Source organism: Nostoc sp. C052 (assembly GCF_013393905.1).
In the GTDB taxonomy this organism is placed as follows: domain Bacteria; phylum Cyanobacteriota; class Cyanobacteriia; order Cyanobacteriales; family Nostocaceae; genus Nostoc.
Genome location: NZ_CP040272.1, coordinates 1,633,670 through 1,655,842, shown reverse-complemented (window position 1 = coordinate 1,655,842; position 22,173 = coordinate 1,633,670). Strand labels below are relative to the sequence as shown.

General features: G+C 41.5%; 16 protein-coding genes. 11 read left to right on the top strand and 5 right to left on the bottom strand.

The window, feature by feature from the left end:
- Positions 1–52 precede the first annotated feature (52 nt).
- Entirely contained in the window at positions 53–2,191 is a 2,139-nt protein-coding gene (locus tag FD723_RS06660) for a serine/threonine-protein kinase (protein ID WP_179064614.1), read from the bottom strand.
- Between the two features lie 78 nt (positions 2,192–2,269).
- On the bottom strand, positions 2,270–3,961 hold the full coding sequence (locus FD723_RS06655) for a serine/threonine-protein kinase (RefSeq protein ID WP_179064613.1): 1,692 nt from the start codon (positions 3,959–3,961) through the stop codon (positions 2,270–2,272).
- Between the two features lie 27 nt (positions 3,962–3,988).
- Between FD723_RS06655 and FD723_RS06650 the strand changes: the two genes are divergently transcribed.
- The 4 genes from FD723_RS06650 (at position 3,989) to FD723_RS06635 (ending at position 6,251) form a co-directional block, all read left to right on the top strand.
- Complete coding sequence (locus tag FD723_RS06650; protein ID WP_179064612.1) at positions 3,989–4,180, top strand: hypothetical protein; 192 nt, start codon at positions 3,989–3,991, stop codon at positions 4,178–4,180.
- The gene (locus FD723_RS06645) at positions 4,177–5,691 is read left to right on the top strand and encodes a phenylacetate--CoA ligase family protein (protein WP_179064611.1); all 1,515 of its coding nucleotides are present in this window, start codon (positions 4,177–4,179) and stop codon (positions 5,689–5,691) included. The genes FD723_RS06650 and FD723_RS06645 overlap by 4 nt, the downstream gene beginning before the upstream one ends.
- 181 nt (positions 5,692–5,872) lie before the next feature.
- Positions 5,873–6,103 (top strand): hypothetical protein, encoded by a 231-nt coding sequence (locus tag FD723_RS06640; RefSeq protein ID WP_256875098.1) that lies wholly within the window; start codon positions 5,873–5,875, stop codon positions 6,101–6,103.
- Positions 6,096–6,251 (top strand): type II toxin-antitoxin system RelE/ParE family toxin, encoded by a 156-nt coding sequence (locus FD723_RS06635; protein WP_223265139.1) that lies wholly within the window; start codon positions 6,096–6,098, stop codon positions 6,249–6,251. The genes FD723_RS06640 and FD723_RS06635 overlap by 8 nt, the downstream gene beginning before the upstream one ends.
- Before the next feature lie 262 nt (positions 6,252–6,513).
- On the opposite strand, the gene FD723_RS06630 is transcribed toward FD723_RS06635, so the two are convergent.
- Entirely contained in the window at positions 6,514–9,612 is a 3,099-nt protein-coding gene (locus FD723_RS06630; protein WP_179064610.1) for an NACHT domain-containing protein, read from the bottom strand.
- Positions 9,613–9,766: 154 nt separating this feature from the next.
- Between FD723_RS06630 and FD723_RS06625 the strand changes: the two genes are divergently transcribed.
- Both FD723_RS06625 and FD723_RS06620 read left to right on the top strand, forming a co-directional pair.
- Positions 9,767–10,027, top strand: a complete 261-nt coding sequence (locus tag FD723_RS06625) for a hypothetical protein (protein WP_256875097.1) — start codon at positions 9,767–9,769, stop codon at positions 10,025–10,027.
- Between the two features lie 392 nt (positions 10,028–10,419).
- Positions 10,420–12,099 carry an ATP-binding protein gene (locus FD723_RS06620; RefSeq protein WP_179064609.1) on the top strand — a complete coding sequence of 560 codons (1,680 nt, stop codon included), beginning with the start codon at positions 10,420–10,422 and terminating at the stop codon, positions 12,097–12,099.
- Positions 12,100–12,109: 10 nt separating this feature from the next.
- Here the strand turns inward: FD723_RS06620 and FD723_RS06615 are convergent, their stop codons facing one another.
- Complete coding sequence (locus tag FD723_RS06615) at positions 12,110–12,568, bottom strand: DUF29 domain-containing protein (RefSeq protein WP_179064608.1); 459 nt, start codon at positions 12,566–12,568, stop codon at positions 12,110–12,112.
- A 176-nt stretch (positions 12,569–12,744) separates the two neighbouring features.
- On the bottom strand, positions 12,745–13,854 hold the full coding sequence (locus FD723_RS06610; RefSeq protein ID WP_179064607.1) for an S-(hydroxymethyl)glutathione dehydrogenase/class III alcohol dehydrogenase: 1,110 nt from the start codon (positions 13,852–13,854) through the stop codon (positions 12,745–12,747).
- Between the two features lie 367 nt (positions 13,855–14,221).
- Here FD723_RS06610 and FD723_RS06605 point away from each other — a divergent pair, with 367 nt between their 5' ends.
- The 5 genes from FD723_RS06605 (at position 14,222) to FD723_RS06585 (ending at position 22,163) form a co-directional block, all read left to right on the top strand.
- Complete coding sequence (locus tag FD723_RS06605; protein WP_179064606.1) at positions 14,222–15,505, top strand: valine--pyruvate transaminase; 1,284 nt, start codon at positions 14,222–14,224, stop codon at positions 15,503–15,505.
- A gap of 114 nt (positions 15,506–15,619) precedes the next feature.
- Positions 15,620–16,336: a ribosome maturation factor RimM gene (rimM, locus tag FD723_RS06600; protein ID WP_179064605.1), complete on the top strand. Its 717-nt coding sequence runs from the start codon at positions 15,620–15,622 to the stop codon at positions 16,334–16,336.
- A 120-nt stretch (positions 16,337–16,456) separates the two neighbouring features.
- Positions 16,457–16,576 (top strand): DUF2281 domain-containing protein, encoded by a 120-nt coding sequence (locus tag FD723_RS42545; protein ID WP_256875096.1) that lies wholly within the window; start codon positions 16,457–16,459, stop codon positions 16,574–16,576.
- A 345-nt stretch (positions 16,577–16,921) separates the two neighbouring features.
- Positions 16,922–19,303 (top strand): phosphoketolase, encoded by a 2,382-nt coding sequence (locus tag FD723_RS06590; protein ID WP_179064604.1) that lies wholly within the window; start codon positions 16,922–16,924, stop codon positions 19,301–19,303.
- Between the two features lie 349 nt (positions 19,304–19,652).
- A complete protein-coding gene (locus FD723_RS06585; RefSeq protein ID WP_179064603.1) occupies positions 19,653–22,163 on the top strand; it encodes a GTPase in 2,511 nt (836 codons plus the stop codon).
- The last annotated feature ends 10 nt before the right edge of the window (positions 22,164–22,173 follow it).

Here is a 22,173-nt window from a genome sequence, read left to right as displayed (position 1 = left end):
TCAGAAAGCCTACAAAATAAGCATTCTTTCTTTTTACTTTTGCCTTCTTGTACTAGAGTTTTGTCTCCTGCGTCGGTGTCGGTGTCGGAGTGGCAGTTTCTATGGGTGTTGGTGTGGGAGTTTCTGTAGGCGTTGATGTGGGAGTTTCTGTAGGCGTTGGTATGGGCGATGGGGTGGAAGTTGGCGTTGGCGTGGGAGTTTCTGCTGTGATGGTGAGTTGATAATCTACTGGTTTTGTTGCTGTGGAAACCACAACAAACTCATAAAATCCGCTTTCTGGTAATTTAGTTGACAAACTACGCTTGGTAGAATCTTCTAGAAATTGAATTTTACCAGAGGGTGAATAGACTGATAATAAAACTTGGGAATTTCCTTGTAGTTTCAAGTCTAGAGATTGGTCTTTGGCAAGTCCAGCAATAAATACCTTACCACCACCAGGTTGAAGAGTACCGTTAACGGTTTTGCCGATCGCACCTGGATCAAAGACAAGTTTCTGGAAAGTGCTACCGGCAAGGATAGCGCTGAGTTGATCGCTAACAAAACCATACCAAACTTGTCCAATGGGCTGACCTTTGAAATTTTGACCCCGCTGTTCAGGAAATACACTGAAAAAAGCAGCATCTCCTAAATCATATAAAGAACGACTACCAACGTTGATTTTATTGACTTCCACTTTCCAGCGATCGCGTTCGGCAGTTGTGTAACTTCCCAGTTGTCGGCGGGCATTGGAACTCAGTGGCGCAAGTTTTTCTAGTAATTCTGAGGCGGTTGTATCCCATTCTGCGCGCAAACTCTCATCTTCAGAACCATTGCTGAGAGTGCGTCCTCGTAAACTGGGGTTTTTATCCCAAAAAACTTGATTCACCAAGTTCACGTAGAAGTTAGAGTCAATACCCAATTGTTGGCGGCGATCGCTTAATTTTTCTTTACGCTGCCGTTCTGCTGGTGAATATTGCGCTAAGGGATCGGTTGGTTGTTCACTGGTTGGAATTGGGCTGGCTGTGGGAGTAGGTTTGACTTCCCCGATATCGCGGCGGCCAGTCACTCCCCACCAAATTAATCCAATACTACCAGCCGCTAGCACCGTTATGAGGAAGGTTTTTGTTGGTGTCCACCAAGGGGGAGGGGGGGGAGATGAGGGGGATGAGGGGGATGGGGGAGGTGGGGAGATGGCGACGGTGGCGGATGTGGGTTGTGGTGGAGTGGGGTATTGAGTTGGGGGATAGTTTGCTGGGGGTGAGTTGATAGCTTGGAGTACTTGACGGGCTGATTGAAAGCGATCGCCTGGTCTGGCAGATAGCATTTTATCTAATACTTGTGCCAAACTTTGACTTAGGTTAACTTCACGCCGCCATTGCCAACTGAGAGTATAAGTATCAATTAATTCTTGGGGTTGTTTTCCTGTCAGTAAAACCAACATTGATGCGGCCAAGGCATACAAGTCGCTGTGGGGAGATACTAACCCAGTTTGCATCTGTTCTGGGGGAGCAAAACCTATTTTACCTAATAGGGTTGGTGATGGAGAAGATGCAACCATACCGGGTTGGTAATATTCGGAAGCAACGGTTGCTACTACTTGTTTGACACCGCCAAAATCAATTAACACTGGCAGTTTGTCAACAGTGCGAAGCATTAAGTTATCTGGAGAAATATCTCGATGAATAACGCCAATGGAGTGAATATATTCCAACACTGGCAAAATTTGCTGCAACAATTGGCGTACTTCTGCCTCGGTAAAGCGCAAACCCTGTTGTATTCGGGCATTTAACAACGAGTTATAAGTTTCCCCTTCGACATAATCTTGCACCAAAAACAGATATTCTTTGCCGCCTAAATTTAGCCGCAACAGTTCCCGGAAGCGGGGAATTTGGGGATGTTGCAATTTATAAAGAACACTCGCCTCTCTCTCAAACAGTTCTTCAGCTTTTTGGACAACGTAAGCGGTTTGAACTTGCGGAGAAAATTCTTTTAAAACACAAAGTTCGCGGAAACGGTTAACATCTTCAGCTAAATAAGTGCGTCCAAAGCCACCTTGGCCGATTTGACGCACAATCACATAGCGATCGCCTAAAGTTAATCCCGGTTGGATACTATAACTCATGGACGCACCCGACAATTTTTCACCACACTGGAGACAAAAGCGACTACCTGGGGAATTTTCATGTCCTTTAGAACAATATATTTTAGTCATTAGTTATTAGTCATTTGTCATTACTCATTACTCATTAGTCATTAGTTATTTGTGACTCTTCCCCAGTCGCCAGTCCCCTTACTTGCCAGATTGTACTTTACTGACTCGATCGGCTGCGATCGCATACCAAATTTGACCAAAAGTCTGTTGATTCAGTTTCCCACGCTGCTGACCAGGAAACAACCGATCAAATTTTTCATTTGTATCTTTGGTCAGCTGATCGATTGTATAATTTCCAAACTGCCCCGATCGCGCTTGTCGTCTCCATGTTTCGTAATCTTGTGCAGTATATTTACCCAGTTTTCGCCGAGATGCTGTACTGATATCAGCCTGTTCTATTTTATTCAATAAATCGTCAGCGACACCAGACCATTCGTCTCGTAAACCAGCATCTTCAGGTTTAGATGTCAGGCTGCGTCCCTTTAATTCAGGTTTTTTTGTATAAAATAAATCATCTACAAAGCGAATAAAAAATCCTTCAGGAATTTCTAGCTGTTGACGACGACTGATAATTTCTTGGAGGTTGCTATTTTTTCCTTTGTCGCTGACTGGCTTACTACTTGGAAATTGGGGAATTTGCGGTAATGAAGGTAATGAAATTGATGGGATGGTGATTGAAGTTACAGCCCGAATGGCTGCATTTCCCGCCGCTAAAGTTAATCCCACTAAAGCCGTCCCCCCTAAACTGATCGCAAAAGGTCGAATCCAAACAGGCCAAGACATCGGTTTAGCAATTGCTTGCGTTTTGCTCTGAAATCTACTCACAATCGCACTAGCGCGTTGTCTTCCCGGAGCAACTACCATTGTCTTAATCTTGCTAGTAATATAATTACCTGAGGATTTAGTCGCAGTTGACGATGGTAAATCTTTGAGGATTTGCTCGGCTCGTTGATAGCGATCGCTCGGTTTATAAGCTAGCATCTTTTTCAACACCGCTTCTAAGTGCGAGCTAACTTGGATTTCCTTTCCCCATCTCCAAATTCCCTGATAGCTGTCGTATAATTTTTGTGGTTCTTTACCTGTGAACAACACTAATGCAGTCACAGCTAAAGAATATAAATCGCTACTAAAAAAAGCTTGTCCTTGCCGTAGTTGTTCTTCTGGAGCGTAGCCTTTTTTACCCAGCAGAGTGTTATTTCCAACCAACTTGGTGCGCCAAAAACCTTGAGAAGCCGGCAATTGCTTGACACCGCCAAAATCAATCAGCACTGGCAAATTATCAGAACGTCGGCAAATCAAGTTATCAGGAGAAATATCACGATGAACGACATCTTGCGAGTGGATGTAGGATAAGACTGGTAAAATTTGTTGCAGGAGAGTGATTACTTCCGCTTCACTAAAGGTTTTGCCTTGACTTTCACGCTGTTCTAATAACTGGTAGTAATTATCCCCATCCACATAATCTTGCACGAGAAAGAAAAAATCTTTAGCGCCTATTTGCACTTGTAGCGAGGCGTGAAAACGCGGAATCTGTGGATGCTGGAGTTTTTTCAGAACATTTGCTTCTCGTTCAAATAACTCTTTAGCTTTTTGTAAATCTTGATGTTCTTGTACTTGGGGTGCAAATTCCTTCAGCACACAGGTTTGATGGGATTTCTTTCTATCCTCCGCCAAATAGGTACGTCCAAAGCCACCTTGTCCTAGTTGACGGATAATTTGATAGCGATTATCTACAACCTGTCCCACAGCCAGAGGTAATGGTTCACCACAATGGGTACAAAAGCGGTTACTACCATTATTTGTATGTTGTTTACTGCAATAGAGCTGCATGGTGCTGAAGGATAAATTAAGGTTTTATTGAATAACTACAACGCGCCTATCCTCATTTTCGGATATCCTACGAATTACGCCAGCGATCGCGCAGCATATCGTAGAGAGGAACGAGCTTCATTACGAATTACGAATTACGAATTACGAATTACGAATTACGAATTACGAATTATTTTAACGATGTTGATTTTACTTCAGGATAAACAACAAGGGTCATGAACCGGAAATCAAGACAACAGCAAGTAATTAAAGCATTTGAAGATTTTTTGTCTACCCCCCTAGAAACATTACTGCAACGGCATCTCAACACTCAAACTTCGGCAGTTTTGAATTTATTTCACGATGTAGCGGCTAATGTCCCTGCCTACAAGGCATTTTTAGCAGAAAGAGAAATTAATCCCGCCACTATTCAAACCTTAGAGGAGTTTCAAAAACTCCCAGCGATCGCTAAACAAAATTATATCCTGCGTTATCCCTTAGCTGACTTGTGCCACAACGGACAACTAGAAGCGTGCGACATGATAGCTGCTTCATCAGGTTCCAGTGGTAAACCGACATTTTGGCCTCGTTTTTTCACAGATGAACTCCAAATAGCCACACGCTTTGAACAGATTTTTCACGATAGTTTCTATACAGATACCAGACGCACTCTAGCAGTGATTTGTTTCACTTTAGGCACTTGGGTAGGTGGGATGTTTACCACTAATTGCTGTCGTTATCTTGCTAGCAAAGGTTATCCCATCACCGTAATTACTCCTGGTAACAATAAAGAAGAAATATTACGAGTTGTGCAGGAACTTGGTTCAGAATTTGAACAAGTGGTGTTATTGGGATACCCGCCATTTTTGAAAGATGTTATAGATACTGGTATCGCCCGTGGTGTAGAGTGGCAGCAATATCAGATTAAATTAGTGATGGCGGGAGAAGTATTTAGCGAAGAATGGCGGAGTTTAGTTGGGGAAAGAATTGGTTCACAAAATCCTTGCTATGATTTTGCATCACTCTACGGCACTGCGGATGCCGGAGTTCTGGGTAATGAAACACCTTTAAGTATCTGCATTCGCCGTTTTTTGGCAATAAATCCCGATGCTGCTAGAGCTTTATTTGGGGAATCGCGTTTACCCACACTAGTACAATACGATCCTTGCAATCGCTTTTTTGAAGTTCAAGACGGCGGATTGCTGTTTTCGGGAGATAACGGTATTCCCTTAGTGCGTTATGACATTTTAGATACTGGCGGGATAATTAGTTATGATGCCATGCTGCAATTTTTAGCTGAATGGGGATTTAACCCGCTTGAAAATCTCCGTTCTGATAGTCAACAATCAGCTAGAGGTATTCATCAGTTACCTTTTGTTTATGTCTTTGGCCGTTCTAACTTTACGGTTTCCTACTTTGGTGCAAATATCTATCCCGAAAATGTGACGGTGGGATTAGAACAACCAGTAATTCAAGAATGGGTAACGGGTAAATTTGTGTTGCAAGTGAAGGAAGATGCAGACAAGAATCGATTTTTATCTGTGGTTGTGGAGTTAGGAGCAGGGGTAGAGGGTAGTGAAGATCGAAGAGTTGCGATCGCATCTTCTATTCTTTCACAACTGCTACGGCTAAATAGTGAGTTTGCTAATTATGTTCCCGCAGAATATCAAACACCACAGGTTACGTTAGCTTCAATGGGGGATGCTGAATATTTTCCGATTGGGGTGAAACATCGTTATACGCGTAAATAGGGAATGGGACAATAAATAGTTTTCAGTCATAGCAGGGGGCTAGGTTAAAAGTGAAGTATAAAAGCTAGTTGCTTTTATCATCTCCAGCGATCGCGGCATAATAAAAACTAAACCTTGAAATTCTGAAGTAGGCAATGAATACTACCGATAATTCTCCGATGGATGATGGGTCATCAGCAGATTGATTTCTGTCGCAGAGTTACAGCAACAGCTTAATGACTTACTCCAGCAATTATCTCCAGAACGATTACGGGTGCTGACTGATTTTGCTGCTTATTTGGCAAATGCTGAAAGCGAAGCTGCAACCCAAGAGCTTTTGGCAATTCCTGGATTGTTAGAGCGAGTTAAGCAAAATCAAGTAACGCCTAAAGCCGAATACACCGCATGGAGAACTCTTCGCTCTGATGTATGAAGTTATTCTTCATCCCGATGTCCAAGAAGTTTATGTCAATGCTGACAAAGCTTTTGCTAAGAAAATTGCCCGATGTTTGCAGCAGCTAGAACAAACTCCTCGATCGCACCCCAACATTAAAGCCCTGAAGGATCGCTCATCGCAGTGAGGTATATAAACCGTAAAGGCGATCTCTTAATCAATTCATCGCGGCGATCGCAAAAACGATGCCTGCGGCGGGCTACGCCTACGCATTCCCATTCTGTTCACAATATCTGTTTTATTAGGGGCGACGCATCCCCTAGATTACTGAAATATCGGACGCGATAGATTTACGAGACGCTTACGAGATGCGATGAATCGCGTCTTTACAAGGGATTGCTGCTTCTACATTTCCCTTATGTTTTGGCTGGAGGAAGTATTTTTCTTTCTTACTCTCCATCTTTCACTTTCTCTTGTTGATGCCAAGCTTGATAAAAAGCCGGATAGGCCATATTTTCGGCGCAATGGTAGAGTGTCCAATAGCAATCAAAGTAGAAAGCACGATTATTTTGACAAACTGAATCTTGTAAGTAGCAACTTAACTTGGCAACTGCTAAAGAAAATAAATTATCTCTAAGGATTATTCCTAAACATGCAACAGGACTAACAAATCCAACTAAGCCATCATTGTCTATTAAATTAATAATAAAGTTAAAGACATTTTCATTACCAATACCAATAGCTGTTAAAGCCCAAATAGCATGTTCTTTAATTGCATAATCTTCATAATATCCATGCTTATTAATTATTAAAATCAAAATACTTATTAACTCTGGATTACCACTTCCAATTCTTTTTACATATTCAAGAGCCTGATACAAAAGGTAGCGATCAAAATCTTCGTTAGAAAGCAGCGATCGCTTAATAACTTCAATAATAGGAGAAATAGCCTCTGGATTCCCAGTAATTATTTTCTCTAATCTCAACATCGTCTCAACCTTTTGTGGATTACTATCCTCAATATTCTTTAGGGAGTAAATCAAATCTATTATTTCTTCTTCTCTACTACTATGATTTTGTTCTTTGAATGCCTCAGACGATATTTCAATAGGTCGTGAATCCCAAAACACATGCTGTCTTATAGCTTCAACTTGTCCCTTAAAGTGAAGCTTATTCAACCAAAAAGGTGGAACAAAGTAATTATCGCTATTATTAATTAATTCCTTCAGGACTTTACAAGCTTCAAAGTTCTCAGGAGAAAAATCTAATAAAGTTAATGCAATTCGACCAAGAATTATTTCATCAAATTTATTACGATTTTTATTAGCAACTTGTCTGCGGATTTCTTTATCTTGACATAAGTGCAACAATTTAACGAGTTCAATCACAACTTTACTGCGATCAGTATCTCGAATTATTGTTCGAGCTTTTTTCTCAAGTGGAAAGAAAGACTGCCACCCTTGTTTAGTACTATCAAAGCAACCAAAAGCCCATTGAACTATCTGTGCTACTATTTCATCAGCACGACTACAATTCCTAAATTCTGCAATACCATTTGCTGCCAAAAAGTAGGCTTGAAACCAATAAAGTTTGCAGAAACGATCATCAAATTCCACCAACGCCTGAATAAACTCTTCCTTTTTCTGCTTTCCCACATCCTCACGTCCCAACCACAGCAAAATCACCTCTTTCCACTGCGGGGCAAAAATACGATAAACGCCTAGCGCAGGGTTGTCGGGAACATGATTCAGAAACTCGTGCCAATCATCAACCGCCAACGCTGCAAAATATTCCTCAAATGTGGTGTGATAAAAAGCGTAAACTTTCTCTTTTGGTGATTCCGCAGCTAGTCCAACTTCATTTAGCCATCCCAACTTTAACGCTAACCAAAATAAAGAATTTTGTTGTTTTGGATCGCCTAATTCCTCACGCACAAACTTATGTTCTAGCCGAAACCGTGACGTTTCTCGATCAATTGCCCGTTTTGCCAAACGTCCCAACGCTGCGTTTAATTCCTCTTGCTGCTGTTCGGTGGTAGGGAAGCGGTTTTCTTTCCACTTGTAAACCTCTTCCACAAACTGCTGATAAAGTCCGGCTTTAGTTTCCGGTAAACCTTTATCGGAACCTTGCCAAGTGCTACACAACAGCGCTAACCGCAAAGGATTTTTAACTAAATCTTGGATACGCTGACGTTCAGCTTTATCTAATTCCTGCCATAATTTTTCCCCTTTGTTACTCCCCCTCTCCTTAATAAGGAGAGGGGGCTGGGGGGTGAGGTTCCGAGGTTGAAACCAACGCTCAATAAACTCTTGCACTTGTTGCGGATATTCAAAATTGAGTAACCGATACGTCTCAAAATTTTCTAAAGCGCCCGCGTTTGCTTCCCAAACATTCACCCGACAAGTCAGCACAACCCGCGCATTTTTCACCCATCCTGTTAACTGCTGGGAAATCTCAGTTAATGGTTGAAGTGAAGACATTTCATCTGCTGCATCCAACAACAACAACACAGAATTATTCTTTAATAAATCTGCAAAAGCGTTTTCCTGTTCTTCTTTTACACGCACCACTTCTAAAGCATTCTTCAGCCAATCTTGCAGCAGATAATTTTCTACACTCTTTCCTTGCAAGTCTGCCAAAGAAATCCAAATTGGTAGACCCAGATTGTTGTTTAATATCCAAAAAGCTATAGTTTGCAACTGAGTAGTTTTTCCCGCACCCGGTTCCCCAATTAAAGCGATGCGGTGTCCTTGAGTTTTACCAACACCATCACGAATAATTTGCTCTAAAAAAGCCTGATGTTCAAATCGCTGCTTCTCTTCATAACTCGGTTCGTAAAGTCGGGAACCTTGTTCTGCGGAAATATCCTCGCTGCACTTCTTCGGTTTGTTACGCTCCACCAATGCTAAAGGGACATGAATTGCCTCTAGCTCAAATTTCATCTCATCATCAGCAAACAGCAACTCATTTGTGGTGAGACGCTTGTGCTTTTCCAGCATAGCGCCGCAGATTTCTTGCCAATAGAAGCTATTATCTGTTGTTTGTTCCTGGGATATTCCTTTTAAATTCGCCTTTTGGTATTCCTTACACTTTTGCTTAACCACCTCCAGATTCTCTTTTATCGTCGCTGTCTGATGTTTTAGCGCCAGGGTAAATTTCCAATAACCTTGACTCTTTGTAGATGTTTGGTCTTCTCGCACTCCCAACTCTTTTAACCAGTCAAGTGCAGTTTGCAGCTCGTCTAATTCTCTTTTTTCCTGAGAAACGTTAGATTCTGCTTTTTGTGGGGGAAGTTTTAAAGTTTTGCCAGCATCTTTAATCTGTTTGAGTAAATATTCCTTTTTTGTACCAACTTCAGTTGTTTTACTTCTGTTTCCTTTCGTTTGTTGGCTTTTATATCCGGTAATTCGCAACTTATCAGCATTCCAGATAACGCAAAGTGGAAGTTTTGATTCACAATCTTGCTCTACCGACAGTTGCAGTAATGCTTCTACCAGACTGAGTACATTCTCTAAAACTGATTCATCTCCACGAATATTTCTTGACATCAGTCAAATAATTTTTAATTACCCAAACAAACAAGCTTCCCCAAGCCGCAAAACCTGACCATACAAGCATTATAGACGTTGCGTGGGGGATGTGTCTGGGGAAATACCCAAAAAAATAATTGACCTTGTAAACCGAAAAACAAGGTGAATTCAGATGTCAGCTAAAAAACCTGGTAAAAGTGCAAGCCAAAGATCGATGTCTACGATGGGCTACGCCTACGCTATCTTGCTAATTTTGCAAACAATGTTTATTGGCGTAAGTGCCGCAAACCGCCTTCAGCAAGGAGACTCAACAATCGAGGTTTTAATCTGGATGATTAACCAGTGTATCCCAGTCCTGAAACAAGCCAGCAGTTTGCAAGAAAAGCAGAAAAAGAGCCTGTTACCTAAACATCGCTGTTCTGAAGATAAATAATCACAGTCCTTCTTTACTTGTAGAGCTACCAGACAAGTCGAATTACCCCCCTTAATCCCACCTTGGAAAGCTACATGTATACACCCTTTATAAAGAGAGGGATTGAGGGTGAGGTAAACCAGGGACATAAATTGTATTTTATTTAATTATTATTCCTAACTACGTAACGGCAGTACATCAAACATCAGAAGTTGCATTAGAATACACAAAAATTTTCCGAATATTCACTGCCATACTTAAAAATATTTATACTACAATAGGAGAAAAAATGCATTAAAAGATTGTACTCCCAATATCTAAAGTTAAGATTACGATTAAGAGTAAGTATCTGCTGAAACCTACCCGCTTTACCTGAGTTTTTATACAGACATCCCTGTTGTTTGGAGTCTTTTATGAAAAATATATTACAAACCTCCATCTCTCAAGAACACAATTCAACTCAAAGCTATAACATTTCGTCTTACAACAGGCTGCTTTCAGTCGTGAAGGATTTGGCGTGTGTGCGGACTATTGAGGAAATTATTGAGATTGTGCGTTTAGCAGCTCGCGATCTCACAAATGCGGATGGAGTCACTTTTGTACTGCGGGATGGTGAATGTTGTCACTATGTCGATGAAAATGCCATTGGGCCGCTTTGGAAAGGTATGCGTTTTCCCCTCAAGTCTTGCATCTCCGGTTGGGCAATGCTCAATAAACAAGCAGCCGTAATTGAGGACATTTACCAAGATGCGCGAATTCCTATCGATGCGTATAAAGTAACTTTTGTCAAGAGTTTAGTGATGGTTCCGATCAGGGTTTCTGAACCATTGGGTGCGATTGGAGCCTACTGGAGTACACGACACCTAGCCACACCCGAAGAAATCGGACTGCTTGAGATTTTGACAGATACTACAGCAGTTGCGATCGCCAACGTGCAACTTTTCCAGAAACTTACAAGCCAAAACGCCCTGAAAGACAAATTTATTGCGATGCTGGCTCACGAGTTGAGGAATCCTGTTGCTCCTATTTCCAACGGCGTTCAGCTACTCAAGTTAAAGCTGGGTGAGACTGGTGCAGTCGGGGAAACAGTTTTAATGATGCAGCACCAGATTAAGCACCTCTCGAAATTGATCGATGAGTTACTTGACGTATCGTCTATCACTTATGGGAAGATTTCATTAAACCTTGAGAAGGTTAATCTGGTGGAATTGGTTCGCCAAAGTCTCAATGACCATGCACAAGCAATCAAGAGATGGAATCTTAACGTAGTCCAAGACCTGCCAAACACGCCCGTGTGGGCTTATGTTGACTCCACTCGCTTCTTCCAAGTCTTTGGGAACCTTCTTGATAACGCCTTAAAATTCTCAAAGCCAGATGGGACGATCTGGGTTGATTTCTCAGTTATTCCAAGTGAAAATGGCTCAGGTAGTGTAGCGGCCTTATCTGTAAGAGATACAGGCATAGGGATAGACCCGACAATATTACCAGAACTTTTCGAGCCGTTTACCCAGGCCGATCGCAGCTTAGACCGTTCAAGGGGTGGACTAGGCTTGGGACTTTCGGTAGTAAAAAGTCTTGTGGAACTTCATGGTGGTCATGTTCAAGCATCAAGTAGAGGGATTAATCTGGGAGCAGAATTCAAAGTTACTCTCCCTGTATGTGAAGAGATTACAGCCTTGGACAACAACCTGGAGATTACAGAGGCGGCTCAAAAATCGTTGAAGATTTTAGTCATCGAAGATAACGAGGATTCAGCCGTATCATTACAAGCAGTACTTGAGTATTTTGGGCATGAAGTTTCCATTGCCAAAAATGGAATTTTAGGGGTAGAAACTGCCAGGAAGCTTGAGCCTCATGTGATTATTTGTGACATCGGACTACCTGAAATGGATGGATTCGCCGTTGCACAGGAACTAAGTAAAGATTCCAAATTTAATCGCTCAATTCTGATTGCACTCACCGGCTACGGTGGCCAAGAGGATCGGCAACTCGCGCTGAAAGCCGGTTTCAAATGCCACTTAACCAAGCCTGTAGACTTTGAAATACTTACAGCAGAAATTGATCGATACTTTGATGGAGTATTATCAAGTTGACTGAGGAGTGTCAATTCATTAAATCATCTGTGGTAGACTCACCTGGATAAAAGCGATCGCTCAGAATTTCCTCAAAAAGATATAAACATTGCTGGGGAAAAGTTGAGAGTGGCAAATTTGTTTCTCCTGATGCTAAATCCCTACCATTTTCATAAGATTCCTGGAGTGCCTCTTCAAGGTAAGGTTTCAGACTAGGATTGTCGCTCAACAACTTGATAATTTCCCGTCGTTGTACTCTAATTGTTGCTAACCAACTACGGCTGCGTTCCTTTGGTTGATATTCCCATTTGAGTAAATGTCTAATTAACACACTAAGGCGATTTCTCAATTCTTGGCGTTCCTTTCTTCCCAAAGATTCAATTTCCTCAATTAAATTAGGTAGGTCAAGCTGGTTCCATTGGTGATGACGCAGAAAGTTAGCCTGTTCTTGAGTCCAAGTGTAGAAGTCTGTTTCATAGAAATTTGGCATCAGTTTTTTTGCCTTTTTTCAGATTTGTAATGTCTATATAATTTAAAAACTCATAATTCATAATTGTGTTTCAAATAGAGATTTAAACCTTATTTGAAACACGAGTGTCTGCGTAAGCATCAGTCAGAAATTACGAATTATGTAGCTTGCTTCTCACCAGAGGCGAGTATTACGAATTAAAAAGTCACTACACTACGAATTGATTCACCCTTGTGCATCAATTCAAAAGCATCATTAATTTGCTCAATGGGCATTACATGGGTAATTAAATCATCAATATTTATCTTACCTTCCATATACCAATCAACAATTTTTGGCACATCTGTACGTCCTCTAGCACCACCGAAAGCTGAACCTTTCCAAACGCGACCAGTTACTAGTTGAAACGGACGAGTACTGATTTCTTGTCCAGCACCAGCAACACCAATAATCACGCTGACACCCCAACCTTTGTGACAGCATTCTAATGCTTGACGCATCAATTTTACATTACCAATACATTCAAAGCTGTAATCAGCACCGCCTTTTGTTAAATCAACCAAATAGGGAACTAAATCACCCTCTATTTCTTGAGGATTAACAAAGTGCGTCATGCCAAATTTTTCTGCCAAGGCGCGTTTGTTGGGATTAATATCTACCCCGACAATCATATTTGCCCCTACCATCCGCGCCCCTTGGATGACATTTAAGCCAATACCACCCAAACCAAAAACCACGACATTTGCCCCAGGTTCCACCTTGGCAGTATTGATGACTGCACCAATACCAGTAGTCACACCGCAGCCAATGTAACAAACCTTATCAAATGGGGCATCTTCGCGAATTTTTGCCAAAGCGATTTCCGGCAGAACCGTATAGTTAGCAAAAGTGGATGTACCCATATAATGATGAATCATTTGTCCATCGAGACTAAAACGGCTAGTGCCATCGGGCATCACACCGCGTCCTTGAGTTAGGCGAATGGCTTGACAGAGATTAGTTTTGAAACTTAGACAATATTCGCACTGACGACATTCGGGAGTGTAGAGGGGAATCACATGATCCCCTGGTTTGAGACTGGTGACACCAGCACCTACCTCTACTACCACACCAGCACCTTCATGTCCCAAAATAGCCGGAAATAAACCTTCGGGATCATCACCAGATAAGGTAAAAGCGTCGGTATGACAAACCCCGCTTGCTTTCACTTCAACTAACACTTCGCCGGCTTGTGGCCCCGATAGTTGAACGGTTTCAATCGTCAACAGCTTACCTGCGCTGTAAGCTACTGCTGCTTTAACTTGCAATTTCAGCGCTCCTATATCGTTTTTTCATTGGGCATGGGGCATTGGGCATTGAGGATTGGGAGGTGTGGGAGGAAAGGGAAGCAAAATTCTCATCTCCCTCATCTCCCCATTCCCCAGTCCTTAGTACCCAGTATCCAGTCCCCTCATAAATATTGAACACATGATAAACTTTTGTATTACTTCATTGGATTTACTCAGCACGATCGCCGCTATAACGATAAATATTATTACCTTTGTTAAAATATCATTCTCTAGCTAGATTGGTTAAAGGCGGCAACAGCTGTTTTGACAACGATGTAAACTGGATGTCAGCAGCAGCCCCCAAATAATTTGTCCACCCCTCAATTAATATATTCTGTCACAGCTTATGAACCCTGCCCTAACTCAAATCGGCGCTCAAATGTCCAACCTGACTGGCGTCAGAGCAATCATGAAGGATATTATCGAAACATTACGAGCGGGTGCAGGGCAGCAGTTTATTAATTTGAGTGCTGGTAATCCGTTGATTTTGCCAGAGGTAGAGCAATTATGGCGGGATTGTACTGCACAGCTTTTGGCTAGTCCAGAATATGGTGAGGTAGTTTGCCGCTACGGCTCAAGTCAGGGTTATGCACCATTGATTGAAGCGATCGCTAATGATTTTAACAAACGCTACGGGTTAAACTTAAGCGATCGCAATATCCTGATCACCCCCGGCAGTCAAACTCTCTACTTCTACGCCGCCAATACCTTCGGTGGCTATACCCCTAGCGGCGAGTTAAAAAAAATCGTTTTGCCCCTCAGCCCTGATTACACAGGTTATGGCGGTATCTGCTTAGTTCCAAAAGCTTTAACTGCCTACAAACCAACTCTCGATATTGATGCAGCTGCCCACCGATTTAAATATCGCCCCGACTTCAGCAAACTTACGATTACAGAAAATACTGGTTGTGTCCTTTTCTCTCGCCCCTGTAATCCTACTGGCAACGTCCTCACCGATGATGAGGTGAAAAAGATTGCCGCCCTAGCTGCACCTTACAATTTACCCGTGTTAATTGACTCGGCTTATGCACCTCCCTTCCCAGCATTAAACTTTACCGAAATGACACCAGTGTTTGGTGATAATATTCTCCACTGTATGAGTTTATCGAAAGCAGGATTACCAGGGGAAAGAATTGGTATAGCGATTGGGGATGAAAAGTGGATTGAGGTGCTGGAGTGTTTTCAGGCAAATATGAGTCTCCATTCTTCACGTTACGGCCAAGCGATCGCAGCTTATGCAATCAATTCTGGTGCTTTAGTAGAAATTTCTCATACTGTCATCCGTCCCTTTTACCAAAATAAATTTACCGTTTTAGAAACTAGCTTAGAACAAGCGATGCCCAAAGATTTACCTTGGTATCTCCATCGTGGTGAAGGAGCAATTTTTGCTTGGTTGTGGTTAGAGGATTTACCCATCACTGATTGGGAATTTTACCAACAATTAAAGCAAGTAGGTGTGATTATTGTCCCTGGAAGTACTTTCTTCCCCGGTTTAGAGGAGGAATGGGCGCACAAGCACCAATGTTTCCGCATCAGCCTCACCGGCAGCGATGAGGAGATTGCCACTGCCATGCAACGTTTAGCAAAAGTAGCTGAAGAAGCTTATAAAGGTGCGGCGGTGACTGCCTAGTACCGCAAGGCGGAATTAAAAATTAAAAATTAAAAATGAATACAGCGTAAGCGTTTCATTGATTTGGAATGGGTGGTTTATTTCCGCCATGTTGTACTAGTAGGAAAAATGGAAATGAAACACGAAGAAGCTAATAAAGAGATTGGAGGCAGAGGTGCAGAGGGGCAGAGGGGCAAGAGAGTAGGGGGAAATTCAAAAATCCCCAATACCCAATCCCCATTACCCCTTATCCCCAGAGGGGGCCCCACCATCCCCAATCCCCAATCCCCAGCCCCCAATCTCGAGAATTGGCTAGAAATTGGTAAGATTGTTTCCCCTCAAGGATTGTCTGGAGAATTACGGGTTTATCCTGTATCAGACTTTCCCGAAAGATTTGAGGTGCCGGGAAAACGTTGGTTGTTGCGTTCAGGTGACACAGAACCGCAACCAATCGAATTATTGACAGGACGTTATATCAGTAACAAAAACTTGTATGTAATCAAATTAGCTGGTGTGGAAAATTGCGATCAAGCTGATGCGTTGCGCGGTTGTACATTAATGGTGCCAGCTAGCGATCGCCCCCAATTAGGCGAAGATGAATATCATGTCCTCGATTTGATTGGCTTAGAAGTTTTCATGCAAGTATCTGGCGAACTCGTTGGTACGGTGGTAGATATCATCCCTGCGGGCAATGATTTGTTAGAAGTAAAGTTGCATGAATCATTGGGTGGCGACAAAAAGCAAAAGACTGTTTTGATTCCATTTGTGGAAGCGATCGCACCAGTAGTAGACTTGAAATCTAATCGTATTGAAATCACGCCACCGCCTGGGTTATTGGAAATTAATAATTAGGTTATTCCTTGATCTGCCTCTAGCTAGTTTCGCTGTAATGGATAGTTCAAGGAAAAGCAAAGCTTGAAGCATGAGAACATTAGATTACATACTCTATCTATTAATCTAGGAAGTGTGGCAATGCCAGAAAAACCAACAGCAACTATTCACAGGCAACTACTGGAAATATTGTCTCAATTGCCCTTGTCTAGTCAAGAAGAAGTATTAGATTTTGCTATCTATCTCCAGAAAAAAAATTAACTCAGCAGTGGGATGCTATTTCTGATGTTGAGGCTGCTGCATTAAAAACTGAGTTTGCTAATGAAGATTTAGCTTTTGCAGAATCCGTTTTAACTAACTATCTCTCTCAACTTCAACAAGAGGACGCAGTTTGATGTGAGGAGATGTTTGTTTAGCTGACTTGAATCCGAGTCGAGGTTCAGAGCAAGAGGCTTGTAAGCATTTTTCTTTTTCTTTTTACTTTTGCCTTGTTCGGTCAAGAAGGCTGGAAAATTTATCGTGGGTAGATGCCCATAATCTAGAAAACAAGTATAATTGCTTACTGAATGAGTTCGCCAAAATCCTTTTTGTAATGGAGTGTCGATAATGACATTAGCAACGACTCCACAAACAAAGCCTTTAACAGATGAAGAATTACGAAAGATAAACGCCTATTGGCGTGCAGCTAACTATCTTTCCGTTGGTCAGATATATCTACTGGACAATCCGCTACTAAGAGAACCCCTAAAGCTAGAACACGTCAAACCCAGACTTTTAGGGCACTGGGGAACAACACCAGGGCTGAACTTTATCTATGTTCACCTAAATCGGCTGATTAAGAAATATGACCTAAATACAATCTACATTGCTGGCCCCGGTCATGGAGGCCCTGGACTAGTAGCCAATACTTACTTAGAAGGCACTTATACCGAGTATTACCACAACATCTCCCAGGATGCTGAGGGAATGAAGAAACTTTTTAAACAGTTCTCTTTTCCCGGTGGTATTCCCAGTCACGTAGCACCGGAAACCCCTGGTTCGATCCATGAAGGCGGGGAATTAGGTTATGCCCTCGTCCACGCTTATGGTGCTGCCTTTGATAACCCTGACTTAATCGTTGCTGCTGTTGTCGGTGACGGCGAAGCGGAAACAGGTGCTTTAGCAACTAGCTGGCATTCCAACAAGTTTCTTAACCCTGTACGTGATGGTGCTGTACTGCCGCTCCTGCACCTGAATGGGTATAAAATTGCTAATCCAACGACATTGGCACGAATTAGCCGTGAGGAGTTAGAGAGTTTATTTGTAGGTTACGGCTACAAACCATACTTTGTAGAAGGTGACGATCCCACAGATGTCCACCAGCAGATGGCGGCGACTCTAGAAACAGCGATCGCCCAAATTCAAAGTATCCAAAGAGAAGCCCGTGTACATGGTTTCACGGAACGTCCCCAGTGGCCGATGATTGTTATGCGAACCCCCAAAGGTTGGACAGGACCTAAGGAAGTGGATGGCAAAAAAACCGAAGGTTCCTGGCGATCGCACCAAGTTCCCTTTGGTAATATAGCTAAACAGCCAGACCACCTGAGACTCCTAGAAGATTGGATGAAGAGTTACAAACCAGAAGAACTCTTCGACGCTAACGGCACACTGATTCCCGAACTAGCAGAACTAGCCCCCAAAAAGCATCGACGTATGGGTGACAATCCCCACACTAACGGCGGTATTTTGCTGCATGACCTGAAGATGCCCAACTTTCAAGACTATGCTGTAGATGTTCTTGAACCAGGGAAAGCGATCGCAGAAGCTACCAAAGTAACCGGCAAATTCCTGCGGGATATCATGCGACTTAACCAAGAAAGTAGCAATTTCCGCATCTTTGCGCCCGACGAATTAGCATCCAATCGCCTAGACCCTGTATTAGAAGTTACAAATCGGGTTTGGGAAGCCGAGATTTACCCCGAAGATGACCACCTTTCCTCCGATGGTCGGGTGATGGAAATTCTCAGCGAAACTTCTTGCCAAGGATGGTTAGAAGGCTACCTCCTCACAGGTCGTCACGGATTTTTCACTTGCTACGAGGCATTCATCCACATCATTGATTCCATGTTCAACCAACACGCCAAATGGTTGAAAACTACCAAACATATTCCCTGGCGTCGACCAATTGCTTCCCTCAATTACTTACTCACCTCTCACGTTTGGCGACAAGACCATAACGGCTTTTCTCACCAAGACCCTGGTTTTATCGACCATGTACTTAACAAAAAAGCCGAGATCGTTCGCGTCTATTTGCCGCCCGATGCCAACACTCTGCTGTCGGTAACTGACCATTGTCTCAAAAGCCGCAACTATGTCAACGTCATCATTGCTGGAAAACAGCCAGCATTGCAATATCTCAACATAGATGCAGCCATCAAACACTGCACCAAAGGCATCGGCATTTGGGAATGGGCAAGCAACGACGAAGGCGGCGATCCAGATGTAGTCCTAGCTTGTGCTGGGGATATTCCCACCTTAGAAACCTTGGCGGCTGTAGACATCTTACGTCAGCACTTCGCAGATTTAAAAGTGCGGGTAGTGAACGTAGTCGATTTGATGACACTCCAGCCAAAAACCGAACATCCCCACGGCTTGAGTGAAAAAGATTTTGACACGCTTTTCACCACCGACAAACCCGTTATCTTTGCCTTTCATGGCTATCCCTGGCTGATTCATCGCTTAACCTACCGCCACACTAATCATCAAAATATCCATGTGCGGGGCTACAAGGAAGAGGGAACTACCACCACTCCCTTTGATATGGTTGTTCTCAACGATTTAGATCGCTTCCATTTAGTAATTGATGTAATCGATCGCGTCCCCAAACTAGGATCTAGGGCAGCTTATGTGAAACAGCAGATGCAGGATAAGCTGATTGAACACAAGCATTACATTCAGAAGTACGGCGATGATGTGCCGGAAATCCGCGATTGGAAGTGGCCTTATTAAAAGGAGATGAGGGGAAAGAGGCAGAGGGGAAATTTTTCTCCCTGCTTCTCCCTTTTTTATAACTTACACAGAAGAGATTCTCTAACTCACTTAAAAAGTGGGTATTCTTGATATTAATTTGTAATTAATTATTGATAAAGTTTTCTGTATGAAATTGTACAAATAGCTAGAAAAGATTCCCCAGGTCACTTAAAGTTTAGCTATTTAAGATCCCCTCTTACCCTACTAGATAATTTGTTTTTTAGAAGTAACTTGTGTAAGTATTAAAAAATAATCTCAGTATATTTTCTGAGGTTTACAGTAATCTTTACTTATTATCCTTAGTCTAGAATTCGCACTTAGGGTAATAATGTCGCAGCTAACCTCTGAGCAAATAAACTACCAATTTTTACTGCTTACACATATCATGTGTGCTGATGAACAGATTCACAGCGAAGAAGCAAAGGCGCTGCGGGAGTTAGCACAGAAAACAAATTTGGGAACATACACCATCGAAGAGATGGAGAAAATATTGAGTCAAGATGAAAACTTTGTATCTGTTGAGAATGTAGCACGTAAAATCCAACAGAGTGAGCAAAGTGAGGCAATGCGACAGATGATAGCTATTGCCTATATTGACGGTTATTTTTCACCATTAGAACGGGAGATGGTAAAGCATATTGCAAAAATTTGGAACTGGTCGAATTCAAAAATTGAAACATTGCTTGAAGAAACCGAAAAATTTAACACAGTTAAATTCGCTAGTCACAATAAAGATAAATCAGAATTCTCTGTTGGTGCGCGTCTTTTAAAGGGAATAGATTCAGTTTTATCTCGTGCATTAGTAGATTTAGCAAAAGTTGCCCCTGAAAATATTGGGCATAAAATTGATAAACTACGGAAAGAAATATTACTAGCGGGGCCTGGGTATGACGATGCAATCCAGCGATGTACAGTCATAGCAAATGAAGATTACAAGTATGCAGAAAATTCTCTTCAAAGTGCTTGTTCTACTCTTGCAGATTTAGCTAAAAATCTTGAAATATATACTGAGCAAATACAGCAAAAAACAAGTAGTAAAGGACAAGCAAAGACGGCGAAAGAAGTAGCAAAACAGCTTGATAGTACCAGAAAGTATCTGACGTTTGAGGCTTTAGAAGAGCTTGACAGGGTAAGTGAATCACTGCGTGCAAAACAACGTGCTTTAAAGCATTTTAGTATAGCTTTTATCGGTAAAACTAAAGCAGGAAAAAGCACTCTTCACGCGATTATTACAGGTGATGGCTGGGATGCTATTGGTGTAGGTAAACAGCGTACCACTCGTTTTAATCGGGTTTATGAGTGGAAAAATATTCGGATTATCGATACTCCTGGGATTGGTGCGCCTGGTGGTAAAAGTGATGAAGAAATTGCTGAGAGTATTATCGAAGAATCTGATGTTATTTGTTATGTAGTCACAAATGACAGCATTCAAGAAACCGAATTTAAATTTTTACAACTTTTAAAAGAAAAAGCTAAACCCCTGATTGTATTACTAAATGTTAAAAATAATCTCCGTGACTCTCGAAGATTAGAACATTTCTTAAAAGACTCAGAGAAATTGTTTGTAATGAATAGTACAAACGGTTTAAGTGGACATATTGAACGAATCCGTCGCTACGCCAAACAGCATTATGCTAACGACTACTTTGATGTTATTCCTGTGATGCTTTTGGCTGCACAAATGTCACGGGAAGCTGAACATCAAGAACATAAAGATAAACTATTTAAAGCAAGCCACATACAGGATTTTCTTGATGCTATTCGGGTGTCTTTAGTTGATTATGGAGTAATTAGACGTTCTCAAACCTTACTTGGTTCTACAGTTGGTGCAATTGAAGAACCTAACAAATGGGTGACTAAGGAATTAGAAGCTTATCAAAACTTGACTAACCACTTGAAAAATATGCATGAAAAATTTCGAGAGGGAATCAAAAAAGAATCTAGAAATAGTCAAGAATATTTACAACAGCAAATTAAAGCAGTTTTTAAAGACGCATTCGATGCAATTCAAGATTTTGCAGAAGAAAATTGGGATACTGATGAAAACAAGTTGAAATCAAGGTGGGAAAATAGGCTAAAAATATTAAAATTTCAAGATAGATTAAATAATGCTTTTGAAAAAAGTGGAAAAAATTTCAATGATGAAGTTGAACACTTACTAAAAGAAATTGGTAATGAATTACAATTGATTGCTAGGTTGGGAGAAGGAAATTTCAATTTTAATAAGCAAAGTAATATTAGTTTTAAAGATATGTTACGCATTGGCTCTGCTGTAATAGCCGTTACAACAAGTATTACAATGCTTTTCGCAGTACCTCCACTTGGGATTATTATGGCAATTGGTACTGTTATTAGTACATTTACTAATTTTTTTAAATCTAAAAAAGAGAAGCAACTTGAAGCAGCAAAAAAGATTAACCAATCTTTAAACAATCAATTAGAAGAGTATCAGCGACAAACTCTAGCAAAAGCCAAAGAAGAATTTAGTAAGCATTGTAATGCTATAAACGTTAATATTAATAATTACTTTGATGAATTGATTCAGGGTATAGAAAAAATAAATAAGCAACTTGTAAAAGCTGAAAGTCGATTATATAACTCTGCCGATCATCTTAATCATGTTTATGCCAAGCGCATTATCGATTGGTGTTTTGATAAATACGAACCATTAACAGATGAAGGGATTATCAAAACTATTGATAAAGTAGAACGAGATTTTGGACGAAGCATAACAATTCAAACTAAATCTGAATTGAAGTTTAGAAAATCCCAGGAAACAATTAACAGAGTTTTACAAGAAGATGTTTCTATCATTCCACCAGAAAAATCGATTAAGTAAACGTTCCTGG

Excerpts from the sequence above, each read along its gene's own strand:
- FD723_RS06655 (WP_179064613.1), bottom strand. The coding sequence starts at position 3,961 with ATGCAGCTCTATTGCAGTAAACAACATACAAATAATGGTAGTAACCGC.
- rimM (WP_179064605.1), top strand. The coding sequence starts at position 15,620 with ATGAAACACGAAGAAGCTAATAAAGAGATTGGAGGCAGAGGTGCAGAG.
- FD723_RS06620 (WP_179064609.1), top strand. The coding sequence starts at position 10,420 with ATGAAAAATATATTACAAACCTCCATCTCTCAAGAACACAATTCAACT.
- FD723_RS06585 (WP_179064603.1), top strand. The coding sequence starts at position 19,653 with ATGTCGCAGCTAACCTCTGAGCAAATAAACTACCAATTTTTACTGCTT.
- FD723_RS06625 (WP_256875097.1), top strand. The coding sequence starts at position 9,767 with ATGTCAGCTAAAAAACCTGGTAAAAGTGCAAGCCAAAGATCGATGTCT.
- FD723_RS06635 (WP_223265139.1), top strand. The coding sequence starts at position 6,096 with ATGTATGAAGTTATTCTTCATCCCGATGTCCAAGAAGTTTATGTCAAT.
- FD723_RS06630 (WP_179064610.1), bottom strand. The coding sequence starts at position 9,612 with ATGTCAAGAAATATTCGTGGAGATGAATCAGTTTTAGAGAATGTACTC.
- FD723_RS06645 (WP_179064611.1), top strand. The coding sequence starts at position 4,177 with ATGAACCGGAAATCAAGACAACAGCAAGTAATTAAAGCATTTGAAGAT.
- FD723_RS06660 (WP_179064614.1), bottom strand. The coding sequence starts at position 2,191 with ATGACTAAAATATATTGTTCTAAAGGACATGAAAATTCCCCAGGTAGT.
- FD723_RS06615 (WP_179064608.1), bottom strand. The coding sequence starts at position 12,568 with ATGCCAAATTTCTATGAAACAGACTTCTACACTTGGACTCAAGAACAG.
- FD723_RS06605 (WP_179064606.1), top strand. The coding sequence starts at position 14,222 with ATGAACCCTGCCCTAACTCAAATCGGCGCTCAAATGTCCAACCTGACT.
- FD723_RS06590 (WP_179064604.1), top strand. The coding sequence starts at position 16,922 with ATGACATTAGCAACGACTCCACAAACAAAGCCTTTAACAGATGAAGAA.
- FD723_RS42545 (WP_256875096.1), top strand. The coding sequence starts at position 16,457 with ATGCCAGAAAAACCAACAGCAACTATTCACAGGCAACTACTGGAAATA.